The organism is Komagataeibacter sp. SM21 (assembly GCF_041402665.1).
In the GTDB taxonomy this organism is placed as follows: Bacteria; Pseudomonadota; Alphaproteobacteria; order Acetobacterales; family Acetobacteraceae; genus Komagataeibacter; species Komagataeibacter saccharivorans.
The window spans coordinates 1-15,581 of record NZ_JBGLOV010000013.1 but is presented as its reverse complement, the minus strand read 5'-3'; the positions used below and the strand labels follow the sequence as shown (position 1 = coordinate 15,581).

Annotated in this window: 20 protein-coding genes; 3 read left to right on the top strand and 17 right to left on the bottom strand. The window is 62.7% G+C overall.

The features are described 5' to 3' along the window. Window position 1: 1 nt before the first annotated feature. Window positions 2-1,990, bottom strand: coding sequence for a transglycosylase SLT domain-containing protein (locus ACBR42_RS12490; protein WP_371208225.1), 1,989 nt, complete (start codon window positions 1,988-1,990; stop codon window positions 2-4). Window position 1,991: 1 nt separating this feature from the next. Between ACBR42_RS12490 and ACBR42_RS12485 the strand changes: the two genes are divergently transcribed. Next, complete coding sequence (locus tag ACBR42_RS12485) at window positions 1,992-2,123, top strand: hypothetical protein (RefSeq protein ID WP_371208224.1); 132 nt, start codon at window positions 1,992-1,994, stop codon at window positions 2,121-2,123. Here the strand turns inward: ACBR42_RS12485 and ACBR42_RS12480 are convergent. The 16 genes from ACBR42_RS12480 to ACBR42_RS12405 form a co-directional block, all read right to left on the bottom strand. Continuing rightward, window positions 2,120-2,719: a phage tail assembly protein gene (locus tag ACBR42_RS12480; protein ID WP_371208223.1), complete on the bottom strand. Its 600-nt coding sequence runs from the start codon at window positions 2,717-2,719 to the stop codon at window positions 2,120-2,122. The genes ACBR42_RS12485 and ACBR42_RS12480 overlap by 4 nt on opposite strands. A gap of 68 nt (window positions 2,720-2,787) precedes the next feature. Continuing rightward, a complete protein-coding gene (locus tag ACBR42_RS12475) occupies window positions 2,788-3,171 on the bottom strand; it encodes a phage tail tube protein (RefSeq protein ID WP_371208222.1) in 384 nt (127 codons plus the stop codon). A 10-nt stretch (window positions 3,172-3,181) separates the two neighbouring features. Further along, entirely contained in the window at window positions 3,182-4,672 is a 1,491-nt protein-coding gene (locus ACBR42_RS12470) for a phage tail sheath subtilisin-like domain-containing protein (RefSeq protein ID WP_371208221.1), read from the bottom strand. After that, the gene (locus ACBR42_RS12465; RefSeq protein ID WP_371208220.1) at window positions 4,669-4,899 is read right to left on the bottom strand and encodes a DUF2635 domain-containing protein; all 231 of its coding nucleotides are present in this window, start codon (window positions 4,897-4,899) and stop codon (window positions 4,669-4,671) included. The genes ACBR42_RS12470 and ACBR42_RS12465 overlap by 4 nt, the downstream gene beginning before the upstream one ends. Before the next feature lie 10 nt (window positions 4,900-4,909). After that, the gene (locus tag ACBR42_RS12460; protein ID WP_371208219.1) at window positions 4,910-5,434 is read right to left on the bottom strand and encodes a hypothetical protein; all 525 of its coding nucleotides are present in this window, start codon (window positions 5,432-5,434) and stop codon (window positions 4,910-4,912) included. Continuing rightward, window positions 5,431-5,778 (bottom strand): hypothetical protein, encoded by a 348-nt coding sequence (locus ACBR42_RS12455; protein ID WP_371208218.1) that lies wholly within the window; start codon window positions 5,776-5,778, stop codon window positions 5,431-5,433. The genes ACBR42_RS12460 and ACBR42_RS12455 overlap by 4 nt, the downstream gene beginning before the upstream one ends. Then, window positions 5,775-6,068, bottom strand: coding sequence for a hypothetical protein (locus tag ACBR42_RS12450; protein WP_371208217.1), 294 nt, complete (start codon window positions 6,066-6,068; stop codon window positions 5,775-5,777). Before ACBR42_RS12450 ends, ACBR42_RS12455 begins: the two co-directional genes overlap by 4 nt. A gap of 9 nt (window positions 6,069-6,077) precedes the next feature. Beyond that, window positions 6,078-7,190 (bottom strand): major capsid protein, encoded by a 1,113-nt coding sequence (locus ACBR42_RS12445; RefSeq protein WP_307155915.1) that lies wholly within the window; start codon window positions 7,188-7,190, stop codon window positions 6,078-6,080. A gap of 35 nt (window positions 7,191-7,225) precedes the next feature. After that, on the bottom strand, window positions 7,226-7,633 hold the full coding sequence (locus tag ACBR42_RS12440) for a head decoration protein (protein WP_371208216.1): 408 nt from the start codon (window positions 7,631-7,633) through the stop codon (window positions 7,226-7,228). Window positions 7,634-7,645: 12 nt separating this feature from the next. Further along, on the bottom strand, window positions 7,646-8,236 hold the full coding sequence (locus tag ACBR42_RS12435) for a hypothetical protein (RefSeq protein WP_371208215.1): 591 nt from the start codon (window positions 8,234-8,236) through the stop codon (window positions 7,646-7,648). A gap of 23 nt (window positions 8,237-8,259) precedes the next feature. Beyond that, window positions 8,260-9,087, bottom strand: coding sequence for a S49 family peptidase (locus ACBR42_RS12430; RefSeq protein ID WP_048852368.1), 828 nt, complete (start codon window positions 9,085-9,087; stop codon window positions 8,260-8,262). Further along, window positions 9,084-10,733, bottom strand: a complete 1,650-nt coding sequence (locus ACBR42_RS12425; RefSeq protein WP_048852369.1) for a phage portal protein — start codon at window positions 10,731-10,733, stop codon at window positions 9,084-9,086. Before ACBR42_RS12425 ends, ACBR42_RS12430 begins: the two co-directional genes overlap by 4 nt. Further along, window positions 10,733-11,029: a gpW family head-tail joining protein gene (gpW, locus tag ACBR42_RS12420; protein WP_019085784.1), complete on the bottom strand. Its 297-nt coding sequence runs from the start codon at window positions 11,027-11,029 to the stop codon at window positions 10,733-10,735. The genes ACBR42_RS12425 and gpW overlap by 1 nt, the downstream gene beginning before the upstream one ends. A 27-nt stretch (window positions 11,030-11,056) precedes the next feature. After that, window positions 11,057-13,078 carry a phage terminase large subunit family protein gene (locus ACBR42_RS12415; RefSeq protein WP_371208214.1) on the bottom strand — a complete coding sequence of 674 codons (2,022 nt, stop codon included), beginning with the start codon at window positions 13,076-13,078 and terminating at the stop codon, window positions 11,057-11,059. Continuing rightward, the gene (locus ACBR42_RS12410; protein WP_371208213.1) at window positions 13,056-13,628 is read right to left on the bottom strand and encodes a hypothetical protein; all 573 of its coding nucleotides are present in this window, start codon (window positions 13,626-13,628) and stop codon (window positions 13,056-13,058) included. The genes ACBR42_RS12415 and ACBR42_RS12410 overlap by 23 nt, the downstream gene beginning before the upstream one ends. A 155-nt stretch (window positions 13,629-13,783) precedes the next feature. Beyond that, window positions 13,784-14,413 (bottom strand): hypothetical protein, encoded by a 630-nt coding sequence (locus ACBR42_RS12405; RefSeq protein ID WP_371208212.1) that lies wholly within the window; start codon window positions 14,411-14,413, stop codon window positions 13,784-13,786. Window positions 14,414-14,489: 76 nt separating this feature from the next. On the opposite strand from ACBR42_RS12405, the gene ACBR42_RS12400 reads away from it, so the two are divergent. Together ACBR42_RS12400 and ACBR42_RS12395 are read left to right on the top strand one after the other, a co-directional pair. Next, a complete protein-coding gene (locus ACBR42_RS12400) occupies window positions 14,490-14,984 on the top strand; it encodes a hypothetical protein (protein WP_371208211.1) in 495 nt (164 codons plus the stop codon). Window positions 14,985-15,004: 20 nt separating this feature from the next. Further along, window positions 15,005-15,340 (top strand): hypothetical protein, encoded by a 336-nt coding sequence (locus tag ACBR42_RS12395; RefSeq protein ID WP_371208210.1) that lies wholly within the window; start codon window positions 15,005-15,007, stop codon window positions 15,338-15,340. Window positions 15,341-15,581: the final 241 nt, after the last annotated feature.

The following is a 15,581-nucleotide window of genomic DNA, read 5'->3' as shown; positions in this document are numbered from 1 at the left end:
GTCAGTTTCCTGTTGAGCTGAGGGCGGGGTCCATGGCGCGCTGGACCTGCGTGCGCTGGGTCATTGTAGTGCCCGGTGGGGCATCGATGATCCGGGCCTTCGCACCTGGTGGCAGCTGCATGTCCATCCCCACCTTGATTTCATGGGTGGTGGTGCCGCCATCGTTTCCGCTGCCGGACGGCATTGATGCCGCAGGACCTGATGGCATCTGGGCCAGTTTGGCGATGCCAGCGACATAGTCCTGCGTCTCGTTCGGCAGAACGGACAGGTCATGCGTCCGGGCGAATTCGTTCACCCGCTTGCTGTTTGGTCCGGCATTGTAGGCCGCGTCGGCCGCCTCGTAATTCCCATGGAAGCGGTCGAGCAGGGTGCGGTAGTAGTAAGCCCCGCCCGTCAGGTTCTGCCGCCAGTCGTAATTGGGATCATTGACTGAATCCGGTAGGCCCAGTCCACGCGCAGTGGCCGGCATGAGCTGGCTGGGACCAAACGCCCCCGCGCCGGAGACATTGCGGTATCCGCCGTGTTCCTTGCGCAGCAGGGCGACATAATGCTTCGGGTCAAGGCCGAACTGCTTGGCCGCCGCAAGGGCAGCGTCCTGCACGGGCTGTTCCAGCGGTGCGACGTCTGCGCCGGATTTATGGTTCCACCACCGATTGAATCGCGTGTATCCGGGGATCTTGTCCAGCACCCCTTCGCCTTCACCGGAGATCAGGCTGCCATGCTGGTAGGCTTGATACATGTCATAGGCGACACCGAGTCCGCTGAGGATATCGGTCGGTGAAGCGCGGAAAGGCATCCGCCCGCGCGCGCCATCAGGGGCACCCGGTGCGAACCGGGAAGCAAGGGAGGCCTCTTTCGCAGCCCCACCCATCTTCGTGAATGCGCCCGCCACGGACAGGATGGTCGCTGCCAGCATCAGCAGGCCGCTGATGACCGGCATGGCATAGATGGCAGCAATGGCACCCAGAGCAATGCGTCCTGCGGACTTCCAGCCGCCCAACTTGTCCACCACGCCGGTGACCGTATCCTCGACCCCCTTGATCCCCGCCTTGATCTGGTCCCAGCCACCATTGCGGAACCAGTAGGAGAACTGCTGGACGTACCGGCCGATATCCTGCGCGATCCAGTCACGGTTCCGGTCGATCAGATCTTCAAGGAAATTGTTGAGGTCCACCAGCGCAGGGGACGCGGCATCGGCAACGCTGTCGGCAAAGTGGTGGACTGATTCGTTCAGGCTTTCCTGAGACCGACGATACTGGTCCGCCCGGTCGGCCATGTCCTTCGTCATGTAGGCGTGTTTTCTGCCGGTCTCCAGATCCTTCTGCCACTGCTCGTCTGTCTCCTGCCAGATCGACTGCATCTGTTCTGCAGAACTGCCCAGCAGGGTCGTAGCCGCGACGGTTCGGGCGACAGGATCCCGCAGCCCCCGGATGGCATGGGCCACACGGTTGAAGAACTTGTCGGGGGCTTCGTTCTGGAATTTGCGCAGGTTCAGGCCGATGGCGCCAAACTGTGCGGCTGCCTGCGGGTCAAGTCCATGCAGGGCATTCCACCGCGTGGTGGACAGGGTTTTCAGCGCGCTGGTCATGGCCTCGGCGGAACTGCCGGACATTTTTGCCGCGTTCTGCATGGCCTGCAGGCGCTGCGGTGCCATGCCCATGCTACCGGCCGTGGTGCGCAGGTTGGTCCCCAGCTGTCCCCACGCGCTGACCAGCCGCGCCATGCCCGCCAGACTGGCGGCACTGGTCAGCAGGCCCATGACCGGCACGATCTGGCTGATATAGCGGAACGCCCCCAGCGCCTCGCGTCCCAGCCCGACGAAACCGTTTTTCAGGCGGTTGAGGCCGGACAGGCTGGCGAACCGACCGAAGGCGGCCTGCACGCGGCGTACGGGGGCCTGCAGTCTGGCGATCCGGGTATTGATCTTTTCCAGCGTGGCGCTGGCACGATCCGCCGCCGATATGACAACCTTAACGCCCGCGTTTGCCACGTTGAGCCTCCCGTTTGCGCGCGTCGTTGATGCGATGCGCGCGGGTCACCCATTCCAGCATTTCCGTGCCGGTCAGGTTTTCCACGTCATGAAGGGTGAAGCCCCGGAAGAACTGGCACAGGTCCGCGCCTAGTTCGTCCCAGTTTCCGGGCCACGCATAAAAAAACCGGTCAGGTAATCCGCCGCTTTTGCGAACTCGCTGATCGGCATCTTGAGGATGGCGGCCTGCGGCCAACCGCTGACATTCTCGACCAGGCTGATCTCGGCGCGCAGGAAACCTTCCGCCGTGCCACGGGCCTCGAAAGCCTTGGCGGTGCGGCGTTCCTTCACCTTGGGTTCGCGCAGGGTCATGGTGGAGAAGCTGCGTCCGACCGCCTCGATCCCGTCCTCGAAAATTAAAGTCATGGACGGGGACAGGTCCGGATCAGCACCTTCCGGTCGGCGCGCCGCATCCTGAAAGGACGTGACATAGGCCACGGCACGGTCCAGGGCAGACGATGGCAGGTCCTGCACGGCCTGCAGCGGCCAGCCGCTGACCAGCTTCACCAGCTGCATCTGGGACTCGTAAACCGATTCCGTCGTCGGCCGCTTGCCGATCACCTGAGCGGCTGACAAGATGTGGTAGACATTCGGCTCATGCAGCTGCAGTTCGATGAATTCCCGATCGCCCTTGAGGACGATCGGTTCATCCAGGATGATCAGGCTGTCATCGTCCGCGCCGCTGGCCATGTCATCCTGCGGCGCTGCCATGACCGTCAGGACTTCCGCATCGCTGGGGTGCATATGGTGGGAATGGCTCACGAGACGATATCCTCGGTCACGGTGTCGCTTTCAACATGCAGCTCGAACGTGCCTTCCTGCGTGTTGACGTTCAGTTCCTCGGTCTGCCAGCCGTTGACGCAGGTCACGACAACGCCGTTGGCCAGCGTCAGCACGATGGTCAGGCCGGACGCGCCCTGCAGGTCGCCGACCCTGCGGTCGCGGCGCATGCGCAGGGTGGCCTGGATGAAGCCCTGCCCGGGCATGGCGGAGAAGCCTTCGACGAGCGACTGCCCCTTGAGGGTTTCGTTTGCATTGCCCGAGGGCTGGTACTGTGCCTCACCAACAACGTTCCATGTGTCGCCGTTGATGGACAGGGTCGCAAGGCCCGCAAGGGGGCCGCGATAGACGGTTCCCGACATCGGTCCCCCCTTATGGCTTGGTAAACTGGCAGTCGCCTGCGATGACCCAGAGCTGGTTCGCAAGCTGGTAGGGCAGCAGCAGCTTGACCACGCCCCCGCCTTCATTGGTCGCCACGATGGCTGCGGCGAATTCGTCGGGGTTCTGGACCCACATCTGGGTCGACTGCCACTGGTAGCGGGCGGCCGCGAGTTTGCCGATCAGCGCCGCCGTGGTGGCCTGCGCACCGGCCGGGATCTTGGACCCGTCGGCCACGAGGATGTATCCACCCACGCATGCCGCCAGATAGCTGCGTAGGTCCTGCAGGCAGACCTGGGCGGTCAGCAGCGTCTCGATGTCGAGGTAGCTGTTATCCGCCTGGCCCGACGCATTCGTGCGGTAGGTCGTGGTCAGGCGCTCGATCATGACCGTGCCGCTGTCGCTGACCGTAAACGTCGACAGCCCGTCGTACAGCAGGCTGTTCCGCTGGTCGCGGATGAACCGACCGGCGTCGGTCGGTGGCATGGCCGGGATGGACAGGCCGGTGATCGGCAGCGCCGGGTTCGACAGCATGGAAAGCGCCGTGCGTGCTGCAATCCAGGCCGCCCACTGGCACACGTCGGACGGGCTGTCCGAAATGGGCATGACGGTCTGGTGCTGGTCGTTGGGCAGGATGGTCAGCCCCGTGGCGTCCCCATACGTGCCGCGATAGGCCGTGATGGCCTGACCGTAGAGCTGCTCCAGCGGGCACCAGCGGCCGTCCACATCGTTCAGGGTCGTCTTGAGCGCGGTGAGGCTGGTGGCGTCCATGTAGGGGTGCGGGATCAGGTCGTAGACGCGATCACCGATACCTGACAGCGCGGATGCCAGCGTGGAGGGGTTCTGTGCCCCGGCCGCCATCTGGGTCAGCGTGACGGTGATGCCGGCCGGTGTGGCCTGCGCCCCGGCCGTGCCGAGCAGGTTCAGGCCCAGCAGGATCGTGTTGCCGACCTCGCCCTTGTTCAGCGCGGTGACATTGATCTGGCCTGCCGTGGTCGCGTCCTCTGCCAGCGATACGGGCAGGTTGCTGACCGAGGCTGCAGCCGTGACCACGTTCTCCGCGATGGTGGCGGCCGTGTCGGCCGCCGTGACAGCAACACTGACCAGACTGTCGCCGATATAGAGCCACAGCGTGCCCGATGCACTGGCCGTGCCCGCAAGCAGGATCTTGCCGGTGGCGGCAACGCCATCGGCCTCATCGGCCAGCGGCAGCACCCACAGCTCATTGACCGTGTCGACCTGTCGGTAGGCCTGCACCATGCGGGCGCACTGGGAGCCTGCGCCGTATTTGGCGATGGCGTCAGAGGGACCGGCGGACAGGGATGGCGTGCCGGCCGTGGCGCTGCCGGTGGCCAGCATCTGGCCCACGATCAGGACACGGCGCACCTGTGTCGCGGTATTCGCCTTGGAATTGTCCAGGGCAAAATAAAACCCCGGCACGCGGTTCGTGTCGGGGTAGTTGGGGACCGTGATGGAGCCGCTCATGCCGGGACCTCGACTTTCGCGGCTGCGCCGTCAGTCAGGACCTTGGGCGGCGTGCTGGCAGCTACGGCCGGGGCGGACGCTGCGGGCGGCGTGGCCTTGACCACATCGCCATTGCGCTCGCACAGGAGCCAGAACGTGGTTTCGGGCACGTTCTCGCCCTGCGCTTTCAGCAAGCGCATCGTACCGGGCCAGCGCACGGCGCGGCCCGGGGCGGGTTTTACAAACATGTGGGGGACCTCAGTTGAGGGTGATCGGCACCTGCATGTCGGCGAAATCGGAATTGCCGTTCGCCTGCATCTGTCCGGTGATCTCGGTCAGTGGCGTGCCCGCAGGGGGGTAGTATTCGATGTATTCCAGACCGAACAGCATCCGGATCTCGCCAGTATGTTCGCGGGTCTCGCTGTTGACGATCAGCTCGGTATTCAGCGAGGTGACCTGGGTAATCATCGCCTGCAGATCCACATCGAGCATGATGGCCAGTTCGATCTGTTCTGCCAGTTGATCCAGATCCGTGGCGACCTGTTCAGGGGAGGCACCGCACAGCTGACCACGGATGGCCAGCGTGGTGACCCGCGTGAAGCCAGGCTGGTTACGCCCTGTCGTTGTGCCCTGATCACGCGGGGCGGTGACAAGGATGGCAGGCAGTTTTGCGATCGGCAGCGGCAGGCTGCGGTTGACCAGCACATTCGTGCCGACCAGTGTCTTGGCTGCGATCAGCGCCTGCACGGCTGCATCGCGCAGTTGCACGCGGTAAAGCGTCATGTCGTATTGATGTCCACAAGGTTCAGTTCCAGACACGCACCGCCGTGACTGTCCGGCTGGACCTCGCGGATACTGTATGTCTGGCCATTGATGACGAACTCATCGCCCTGGGCTGGGGTCACCGGGAAGTCTGACAGCCTGACCCCGAGACGGGGCAGGCTGGTGGTGATGTCCACGGGTGTCGCACCGGGGAAATCCCCCAGCGGATCCTGCCCCCTGAAACCATCATCGAAAATGCCGTTGATGGTTACCGGATCAGACAGGGACTGGGACTGCCACTGGTAGGGATTGGCGAAAGCGTCCAGGCACGGCCCGAGGACAAGCTGCCCGAAATCGATGCTCACGCAGCCGGGGGCGTGAAGCCCTGCTGCATGGATGCAGGCGGTGGCGTCATGACGGGCGCGGGCGGCAGCGGCGCATTCTTGACCCGGTCGGCAATGCCGGCGGAAACGGTCGCGGCGTTTTCACGCGGGTCATTGGCGAAACGAGCGATGCCGCGCCCCTTCCAGAACGCGGCCGTCTCAATGGCGACCTTGAGGCGGGTACCGATCGGGTAGGGGGCCTTTCCCGCTTCGGGATAAACCGGGATCAGGGTGACAACCTCGATCCCGTCAGTCTTCTTTGCATCAGCCATCTGTCAGCCTCACAGGGTCGGGGAGGGAACGTCAGCGCCGGCAGCCATGACGGTGGCCGCCATGCAGGCGTTGACTCGCGACGGGATGACAAGGGGGGCCGACTGCATCAGCAGATTGATGGTCGCCGGGTTTTCCTTGTACCAGAGCTTGGGGGCATAGGCGAGCGGGCCATAATTGAAGGCCGGATCCATGATCAGGCCATAGGCGCGTGTGCCTTCCACACCGGGACCGCCAAGGATGACGGTGCCATCCGCGATCATCGGTTCCTCGACATCCGTCACCGGATCGACGTACCAGTCGTTGTAAAGATAGAGGTCGAACTGACCCCAGCGGCCCATATACATGGCCCCCTTCACGACGCGGCCACCCAGATCCGCGCTGGAATCACCGGTGCGGCCGGGCCACACGATGGCGTTCAGCACCTTCGGGTCGTTCTTGAACGCGTTCCAGGTGGAATTCGTGAAGATGACCTCGGTGGGTGCAGCACCGGACTTCTGCAGGACCAGCGCAGCCCAGGCGGTGATGTAGTCCGAAGGGTAAACGCCGGTCTGCCCCCACTGCGCGGTGCCGGTCAGGGCCACGGTCAGGGCCGGGTCACGCTGGAAATCCACCACGATCGGGTCCGGGTAGCCTTCGCCGACGACAGTGATCTTGCCGCTGACCAGCGCATTGGCCGCCATCCATTCCTGCCGGCGCAGGATCATGTCCACCTGGTCGGCCATTTCCCATGCGAGATTGGCTTCCAGCCGTTCCGCCGGCGACATGCCGCCCATCAGGCGCTCGCCGATCGCACGCCGCACGGGCTTGAGCAGGTCGGGGTTGCGCCAGTCCTTGATGTAGGCCGGCTTGAACAGGTTGGTCTGCCACTGGCGGCTTTCCACCAGCTGACCTTCGACCAGCGGGGAGCAGAAGGGGGCCAGACGCCGCTTACCGACATCGACGTCGATCGCAACTTCCGGCGCATCCGATTCCACCATGTTGGGGAACATGTGGTCGAGCAGGAAGCTCTGCGCCGTCTTGAGGTTACGCACGAAATAAACCAGCTCGGCGATATCGTACGCGCCAAGCATGGCGTTCAGGGACCCCTGAACGCCAGCACTACCGGTAACAGAACCTGCCACGGTGTAATCCTTGATTTCTATGGAAGAGCGAACGATCAGACGATGTCGTTCGAGAGGCCCGTCTTGATGAAGATGGCCCACTGACGCAGCGCCTGGGTAAGCGCGTCGAGCGTCCAGCTGCTGTCGTAAGTCATGTAGTTCGAGTTGAACTCGCCCATCTCGTAGATGGCCCCGGTCTGGGTCGCGCCAGCCGCCGTTTCCACGGCATCGACCATGATACCGCAGGGCGTCTGGCTGCCGTCGGTGGCCGTGGCCACGGACAGGATGTATTCACCGGTGGCCGTCACGCGGCCAACCACCGCGCCGCGGGGCAGGGTCTGGCTGGCGCCGAAGGTGACGTTGCGCGTGACCAGCTTCATGTTGCCCGCGACCAGCTGGTCGGGGACAAACAGGGTCGAGCGGGCCTGCGGATAGAAGCCGTAGCTGTTGAGGGAACCGGACATCAGCCGTTCTCCTTATCGATCACCGCGCACATGGCGCAGGGACGCGCCAAGGCGTGCGCCGGGGCGGTTCTGGTTTTCCGATGCGTCCTGCGTGGCGGGTGCCACGGCATTGCCGCGCATGCGGCTGCGCAGGGACGGTTCACGCTGCACGGTTGCCTGCGGCGCAGGCGCGGGCATCGATGCGACGGTGGCGTCGAGGATGCCGATGGCCTGGCTACGGGGCAGGCTCGTACCGAATGCCAGTTCAGCGGCGGCGGCCGGGTTCACGGCAGCGGACGGGGACATGAAGATCGCGGCGCAGCGGCCACGCTCACGCGCGCGGGCGGATGCCTTGGCATCGTCCTTCTCATCGTCCTTGTCGCTGTCGTCGTCGCCTTCCTCGGCGGACGTGTCTTCGCTGTCGGTGTCCTCGGCTTTCTTGCTGGCTTTCTTGCCCGCCTTCTTGCCGTCGGTGCCCTCTTCGTTGTCGGGGTCTTCGTTGGGGTCGTCACCTTCGGCTTTCTTGCCGTTGGTGTTCGTCTTGTTGTCGTCTTTGTCGTCACCCTCGGCACGGGGCTTGAGGTGTGCAAATGCGCTGGCGCCGGGTTTGCGCGGTGCGGACATGTAATGGCTCCAGAAGGGAGAAATCAGCCGATCGTGTCGAGCAGTTCGCGGAATGCCGCCTCTGCCCCCATCACGGCATCGGCCAGGCCGGCGTCGACGCCGCGCTGGCCGAGGAAGGTTCCGGCCTGTGTGGCGCGCACACGATCGGCCGGAATGTCGCGGTTGCGTGCAACCGTGGCGACGAACAGTTCACCCATCGCATCGATGTCGGCCTGAAACCGTTTGGCGGCTTCTTCCGACATGGTTGTCGTGGGATAGGAATCTGTTTTCTGGTCGCCGAACTGGAAGGTCGTGACCTTGATGCCGGCCTGTTCCAGCGCGCCGGTGATATCGACATGCATGCCGACGACGCCGATCGAACCGACCCCGCCCGTGCGCGGCACGATGATCGTGTCGGCCGAACTGGCGAGGGCATAGGCGGCGGAATAGGCGCTTTCGTTTACGATCGCGACGATGGGCTTTGCCCCGCGTCCTTCGTAAATGCGGTCGGCCAGATCGAAGCATCCGGCGACCGTTCCGCCGGGGCTGTCGACCAGAAGGACAATGGCCTTGATGGATGGCGCGTCAATGGCCTGCTGGAAGGCGACATTGATGTCCTCGTAGAACGTTGCCCCGCTCCACCACCATCCGGGGCTTTCACCCGGCAGCAGCACGCCGGAAACGGGGATGATGGCCACATCGGAAATCACGGTGCCCAGCACGGGGTCTCGGTCCGCCTTTTCCTGAATGGGGCCGAACATGGCCATATCGTCCGAACCATGCGCCAGAAGGTGCCGCACGACCTCCATGCGGTCAGGCGTGAGGGCGAGCGGGCGGCCCAGCATCCGCTGGGCAAGCGCGAGGCTCTTCATTCTGCTTCCGGTTTCCTGTCGGTTTTCGATGCAAGGTTCTGCCCGGCCCATTCCGGGAGAGGCAGACCGCGATCCTTGAAGCCCTGCACTTCGATGGCACGCTGATCGAGGGACTCTTCCCAGTCCGCGCCTTCGTTCTCCGCGCATTCGGTCTCAAGGGTGGAGAGGCCGGCATCCATGCCCAGCACGGCGCCCTGCTTCTCCGCCACCGGATCGATCCAGCCACGGCCGGGGCCAAGCCAGATGGCACGGGCATAGGCCGCGCGCGCCTGAATGAACGGGGGCGCGCCGCGCGGCAGTGGCAGGGCGTCCTCTTCCATTGACTCTTCCAGCCAGGCCAGGCGGATCAGGGTTGGAAAGCCGATGCTGAAATCATCGCGCCGGCGCTTCATGGTCTTCCATGCTTCCAGCAGGGAGCCACGGGCGGATGAATAGTTCACGTCCGACCAGTCATTGCTGACCTGCATGGGCGAGAGCCCCGCGCCACTGGCGACGTTGTTCAGCACCGCGCGCTCGAAGTCACGGAAGTTGCTGGCTGGCCGCGCTGCCGAGACGGTGTTGATCTTCTCGCCCGGGAACAGGATCGGCATGCGGGATCCCGCAAGCGAGATGTTCCGATGCTGGTGGAAGGCGATGCGCTGGTCCTGATAGTAGGCCAGCTGCTCGTCGCCACCTTCCAGACCTTCGGCCGTCATGGCGGGATCGAACGGGCTTTCGATGTAGGCCGCGAACGTCGCATTGATGATCGCGGCGTCCAGTTCGGTCCCGTCGTATTTGATCAGCATTTTCAGGCGCTGCAGGACGGGCGTCAGGATGCCGGCACCGCCGCGATGCTGGGAGCCGCGATGATGCTCGAACATATGCACGACGTTGGGACGGCCCCAGCCGGTCTCCCGTTCGTAGCGATCCCATGTGACCGTGTCGGCCGCGCTGTACCAGTCTGCCTGATGGGCCTTGCGGATCCAGTAGGCGACCGGCGCGCCGCTGTTCGGGTCAATCTCGACCCCGTTGCGCAGATTCTTCAGGTCAAAGGTCTGCTGCGGGTTGCTCAGGCGGTCCGGATCGATGATCTGGACGGTCGTGGCATATTGTGCAGCACCAAGGCCGACCCGGTCCTCCATCCACGGCAGCAGCGCCAGGGCATCGCCATCCACGATCAGGTGACGGAAGGCCAGATGCATCTGCTGGCCGAATGTCAGCATGCGCTCGGTGTCATTGTAGCGCAGTGGGTCGTCTGCCCATGTGCGCCAGTGGGCGTCCACGGCCTGCGCATACTCTTTCGCCCAGACCGCATCGAAAGCGGTGGTACCGCTCAGGCGGGCAAGGGCACGGTAGTCAGGCTTCGATATGGGGCGAAGCTTGACGCCGATGGCATTGTCCAGTGTCCGTGTAACCGCCCCGGATGCCCATCCATCATTGCGGACCAGGTCACGCACGCGGCTGACGATCCGGTCACGATACGGGCTTAGTTCCGTATCGGCTGACCCCAGATAAGGCTGCCAGCCCTGCATGCGCTGGCCGTAAACGTCGGCCGCATCATACGGTGTACCGAAGGGCGAGGTCAGCGCATTGATAATGCGCCGGCCGGGGCCGGATTTTGGAACCAGAGGCGATGCCATCCTGCGGATGAAATCACCGACGCCCATCAGAATACGGGCCTCAGTGCCCTACGGCGCACGCCGGGGATGCCCAGCTGGCGCTGCAGTTGCTGGATCAGCATGGTCAGGTTGGAAATGGAGGCCTGATTATAGGTGACAGACCGGCTGCCATCGCCCTGTGCATAGCTGACCGATACCACCTTCTGACCGGACTGGAGTGCAATGAGGGTCTGCTGTGCGGTGCTCAGTGCCGCCTGCAGCTGGGCCTGCGACATGCCTGCCAGAATGCTGGTCGCAGGATTGTAGGTGGCCTGCGGCAGGAAGGGATAGGGACTGCCCATCATAAAGGGGCATCTCCTTTTTTGACCGGATCAGGGCAGGCGTTCCGCCCATGATCGTTTGCGTTTGGATCCGTCAGTTGACTGCGGATCCCGGCGCGTGACGGTGAGGGATTGCACCACCATGCCGTCATGCAGCGGGCTGCCGTCCTCCTGCACCGGTTCGGCTGAAGGTGGCGGCGGGTGTTCGACCTTTTCTGCCGCGATGTCATCGGCCTTCTTGTTCAGTCGCAGACCCAGATACAGGAGGCCGCACAGGGCGGCGTAGCTGTAGACCGCGAGATCAAGCGCCTCGTTCGCGCGGCCGGGGATCTTCTCCCAGACGCGGTATGTCTGGCCGCCCTTGGTCTTTCGGACGGACCGTTCCGCCACCAGCTGGGCGAAGTAGTTGATGTCGCGGTCAGCCGGGAAATGCATGTATCCGGGTGCTGGCTCACCGGGTTCCGGCTGGGGCAGGTGCAGGCGGCTGCGGATCACGTCCTTCGCCGCGTTGACCCCGATGATGACAGGGCGGAAAGCCGCCTTGTTACGCGCGCTGGGGCGCTTTGTCGGCCAGACCGGGGATCTGGCCCCGCCACGTGCTGACTCGCCCTTCACGGCCCATATCCTGCGGCCCAGTCGGGCGCGACAGAACTCGTAGACCTTCTGGGTATGGTGCCCACCTGAATCGATGCAGGCAGCGGACACGCTGAACGGACGGCCATCGGCGCGATACCACTGCCGCTTGAGAACCGCGTCCACCCGTTCCCACAGTTCCGGGCCATCCGGATCGCCCTCGATGACGATATGGGCGATGGACCAGCGTTCCTCATTCCGGCCCCAGCCGACAATCTCCAGTTCGACACGGTCGTCCTGGGTGTCGCCGCCGGCTGTCAGTATGGCTACGCCGTCCGGAACTTCCCCGGGCCAGACTTCCACACGGGCGGCCAGGCTGATTTCATTCAGGGCACCGTCGCCACGATCCTCGTAGGCCTCGCCCAGCGTCAGGTTGATGAAGGTCTGGCGCTTGAGCGGGTCGTTTTTGACATCCAGCCATTCCGCTACCAGCTTGGACCAGCTGGCATTCGGGAACAGGGAATAACCGGCCCAGATGTGGAAAGAGGCGATGCCCTTGAACGGGGCATGCGCTACCCATTCCCCGGCATCGATCATGCCGGGCTTGTCGGCCTCCTCGATGATGCAGCCATTGTGCCGGCACACATAATGTGCGGTTTCCGGTAGGTGGTTGCCGTCCTGGTCCTTGTCCCACTTGATGCCATGGGCCGTGTCCGGTCCGCCCCATTCCAGAGGCTGCTTTTCCCCGCAATGGGGGCACGGCACGTAGTAGCGCCGCTGGTCGCCCAGCTCATACAGGCTCTCGATCCGGCTCAGGCCCGCGATGGTCGGGGTGGATCCGGCCGCGATCTTGCGGTTCCAGTATGTCTCCGACCGCTTGGCACCCAGCGCGATCTGGTCGCCTTCACTGCCCGCGCCGTTGACCGGGTAGCCGTCCACCTCGTCGAACAGCACGATGCGGGCGGTGATACGACGGAAGCCGCCCGGGCTGTTTGCCCCCACCAGCGTCAGCGATGACCCGTTCAGCAGGGTCTTCTTGAGCAGCGTCTGGGACGACGAACGCGACTTGGGATCGCCCGTCAGGGCTGCCAGGACGGGTGTGTCCCGCAGCATGGGAGCAATTTCGCTCTTGCTGTAGTCCTCGGCATCCGTTTCACGCGGCTGCACCAGAAGGATCGGGCAGGGGTCCTGCTCCAGGTAATAGCCGACAGCGTGGTCGAGGATCTTCGTGTAACCGACGCGGGCGGATTTCTTGACATAGATCCGCTCGATGACCGGATCCGTGAACGCATCCATGATGCCGTTCTGGTAGGCGAAGGCCTCGAAACGGCCTGTCTCTGCACTGGATTCCCGAGAGAGGACAGCATACTTTGCCGCCCACTGGCTCAGGGTCAGGCGCGGCGGCGGTTTGAGCGTCTCCCGGCGCACGCGCGCCAGTTCGGACCGGAACAGTTGAAGCCCGTGCGCATACAGGCTGCTACCCGGTGATAGGATCGCCATCCGCTGTCAGTTCTTCCAGGACGCGTGTCACGAGCGTGGTCAGGCGGTCCTGCACTTCGGCCACGGTCTTGCAGCGGTGCAGGGACGGCGCTTTCTCGGCGGCCATGGCGAGCAGCTTGGTGCGCACGCGGGCATATTCCTCGCCGACGGTCTCGACCACTCTGGCGCTTTCAACGACCTTTCCAGCTTTCAGGTCGTATTCAAGCTTGCGCATGAGCGCCTTGTAGTTCTTCTCAATCCGGTTGGCTTCCTGCGTCGTGTAGGGAGCCAGTCCTTTCTCGATCTGCTGACACGCTTCGTCCGGTATCAGGTCCGGCCGCCGCTCATTGATGGGTGCAACCCCATCTGCAACCTGCAACCCGGGTTGCACCTCTGGTTGCACGTCAGGTTGCAGGTTCGTGCGCTCGGCAAGCCATTCCTCGAACGACGCGACATCCACGCGTGAGCCATCGGAAACAATCCTGCCAGACTCAAGATGTTTCTTGATTGCCTGACGTGTTACGCCTGCGCGGCGCGCGGCCTCACTCTGGCTGATCGAGGTTTTTTTCACGGAAAGTGCAACTGCAACTGCAACCTGAAAATTTTATCTCAGCTAGAGATCGTACGGGCTCGCGCAACCCCGCGATGCGAAAAGTCGCAGGAAGGACCCAAGGCATTCCCTACGCGGGGAGGGCGACCCTCCCGTGCATCTGGGCCGCCCGTGGGTCAGCGGGCCGTGCGGATGGTTTTCAGGATCGCCGCCTCGATGGCCTTCGGGCCTTCACGCTGGACCATCTCCGCCGCGCGCTGCTCGAAGTCGAGATGCTTGTCCACTGCCTTGTTGGCCCTGAACATGTAGAGCAGTTTCAGCTTCGCGGGGGCTGCGTTGCGGCGTGCGCCCCGTGCTGTCGGACGTTGCCAGATGCCACGGATGCCACGGACGGTGCCCGCGAACACGTCAGGGCGCGCCAGCAGTCGTTTGATCAGCCCACGTGGGATCTGGCCGTATGCGTCTGTCCTGCCATCCACTGGCACCAGAAGGTCACCCGTGCCATCCCTTGCGCCGACCCAGTGGTCGCCGCCGGTCTCGTATGGCGTCAGGTATTTCGCCTGCTGGTCCCGCAGCGATATCACCGCAGTCGGATCGCTTTTCGTCGCCTTGTCCACCTGCGTGGCGCGTGTGGTGAATGGACGCGGATGGTCGAAGATTTCCGACATCGCGCTGTTCTCCAGTCGCATGGCATCGAAGGCCAGGCTGTTTACGGCGGTGGACGTCGCATACGGGATCTGCTTCTGCATGTCTGACAGATCACGCTGGATGCGTGATGTATCCAGCGTGATGCTGAAATCACCCATGGTCAGAAGTCGCAGCCACCGCTATCGAACCCGCCGCTGCTGCCGGTGCGCTGACATCGCGTTCGATGACGGTGTCATGGTCGCGGCCGCCCATCATGGATCCGGCGATACCGCCCAGGAGCGCACCTTCGACAAAGTCAGACCCACCCGAACGACCGGAACCGGCATTGACTATGACGGGGGCTGCTGGGGTGCTGTCATTGCAGATCGGGGCGCGATCACGCCGCGCACGTCGTCCAAACGGGTCAGAAGGATCGCCATAAGTGCGATCCCCGAGACGACTACCATCGGACGCAATGCAGCTTGCGAAAGCAGGCTTAGGATTTGCGTTATTCGTCTCAGCCTTTTGTCGGGTATCAGCGGCAACGGTCCGGGCAATCTGGTCATCATGTCCACGCCGGATCCGCTCCATCTGTTCTTCGTGCCGCTGATCGATCTGCATCTTGATCAGCTTGGCACGCCGATCCGACCAGGACAGCCATACGAACAGCGCAACGATGACGGCGATGAACAGCAGGTACACGAACATGAAGCCCGTGCTGATGTGCACATGGTGTGTGGGGTGCATTGAGAAATTCCTAAAATGGAATAGTGTCAGCTGCTGCAATTGCAGAATGTGGCAGCCTACATACAAAACCGATAATTACGGTGGATGATTGGCTTCATATCGAGGGAAATATGACGGAAAACAAAGCACAGAATCCAAGTAAAGAAAATAATACCTATCTTAAAAATATTCCTACCTCAAAAATTGAGGAAATAATATCGCAGGCGTTATCTTCAATAACGGGAACGGAAGTTTGTTGCTCTATTAATGATATAAAGTATACAAATTGCGATTTTCGGGATCCATTATACAAATGGAAGCCGGAGTATATAAATGCCTCAATAGAGATATCATCTAAAATAGTAGACCAATCTGAATAAATAATTTTGAAAGGTAAATGTGCGATATGTCTGAAATTTTATGGGGAAAGTGGACGCTTAATACTGGGAATGCATGTTTGGAGCATCCTGGGCCAGGCTGTCAGCCCTATCAGGTGGAGGGATCGAAGAACCGTCAATTGATGTGCGTGGCCCGTGATTTCTGGCTTTTGGCGATTTGATTGACGGTTTTTGCGCTGGCATCCGGTCTGCGTTTTGAGCAGATTGGGCGCTGTTATCCGCT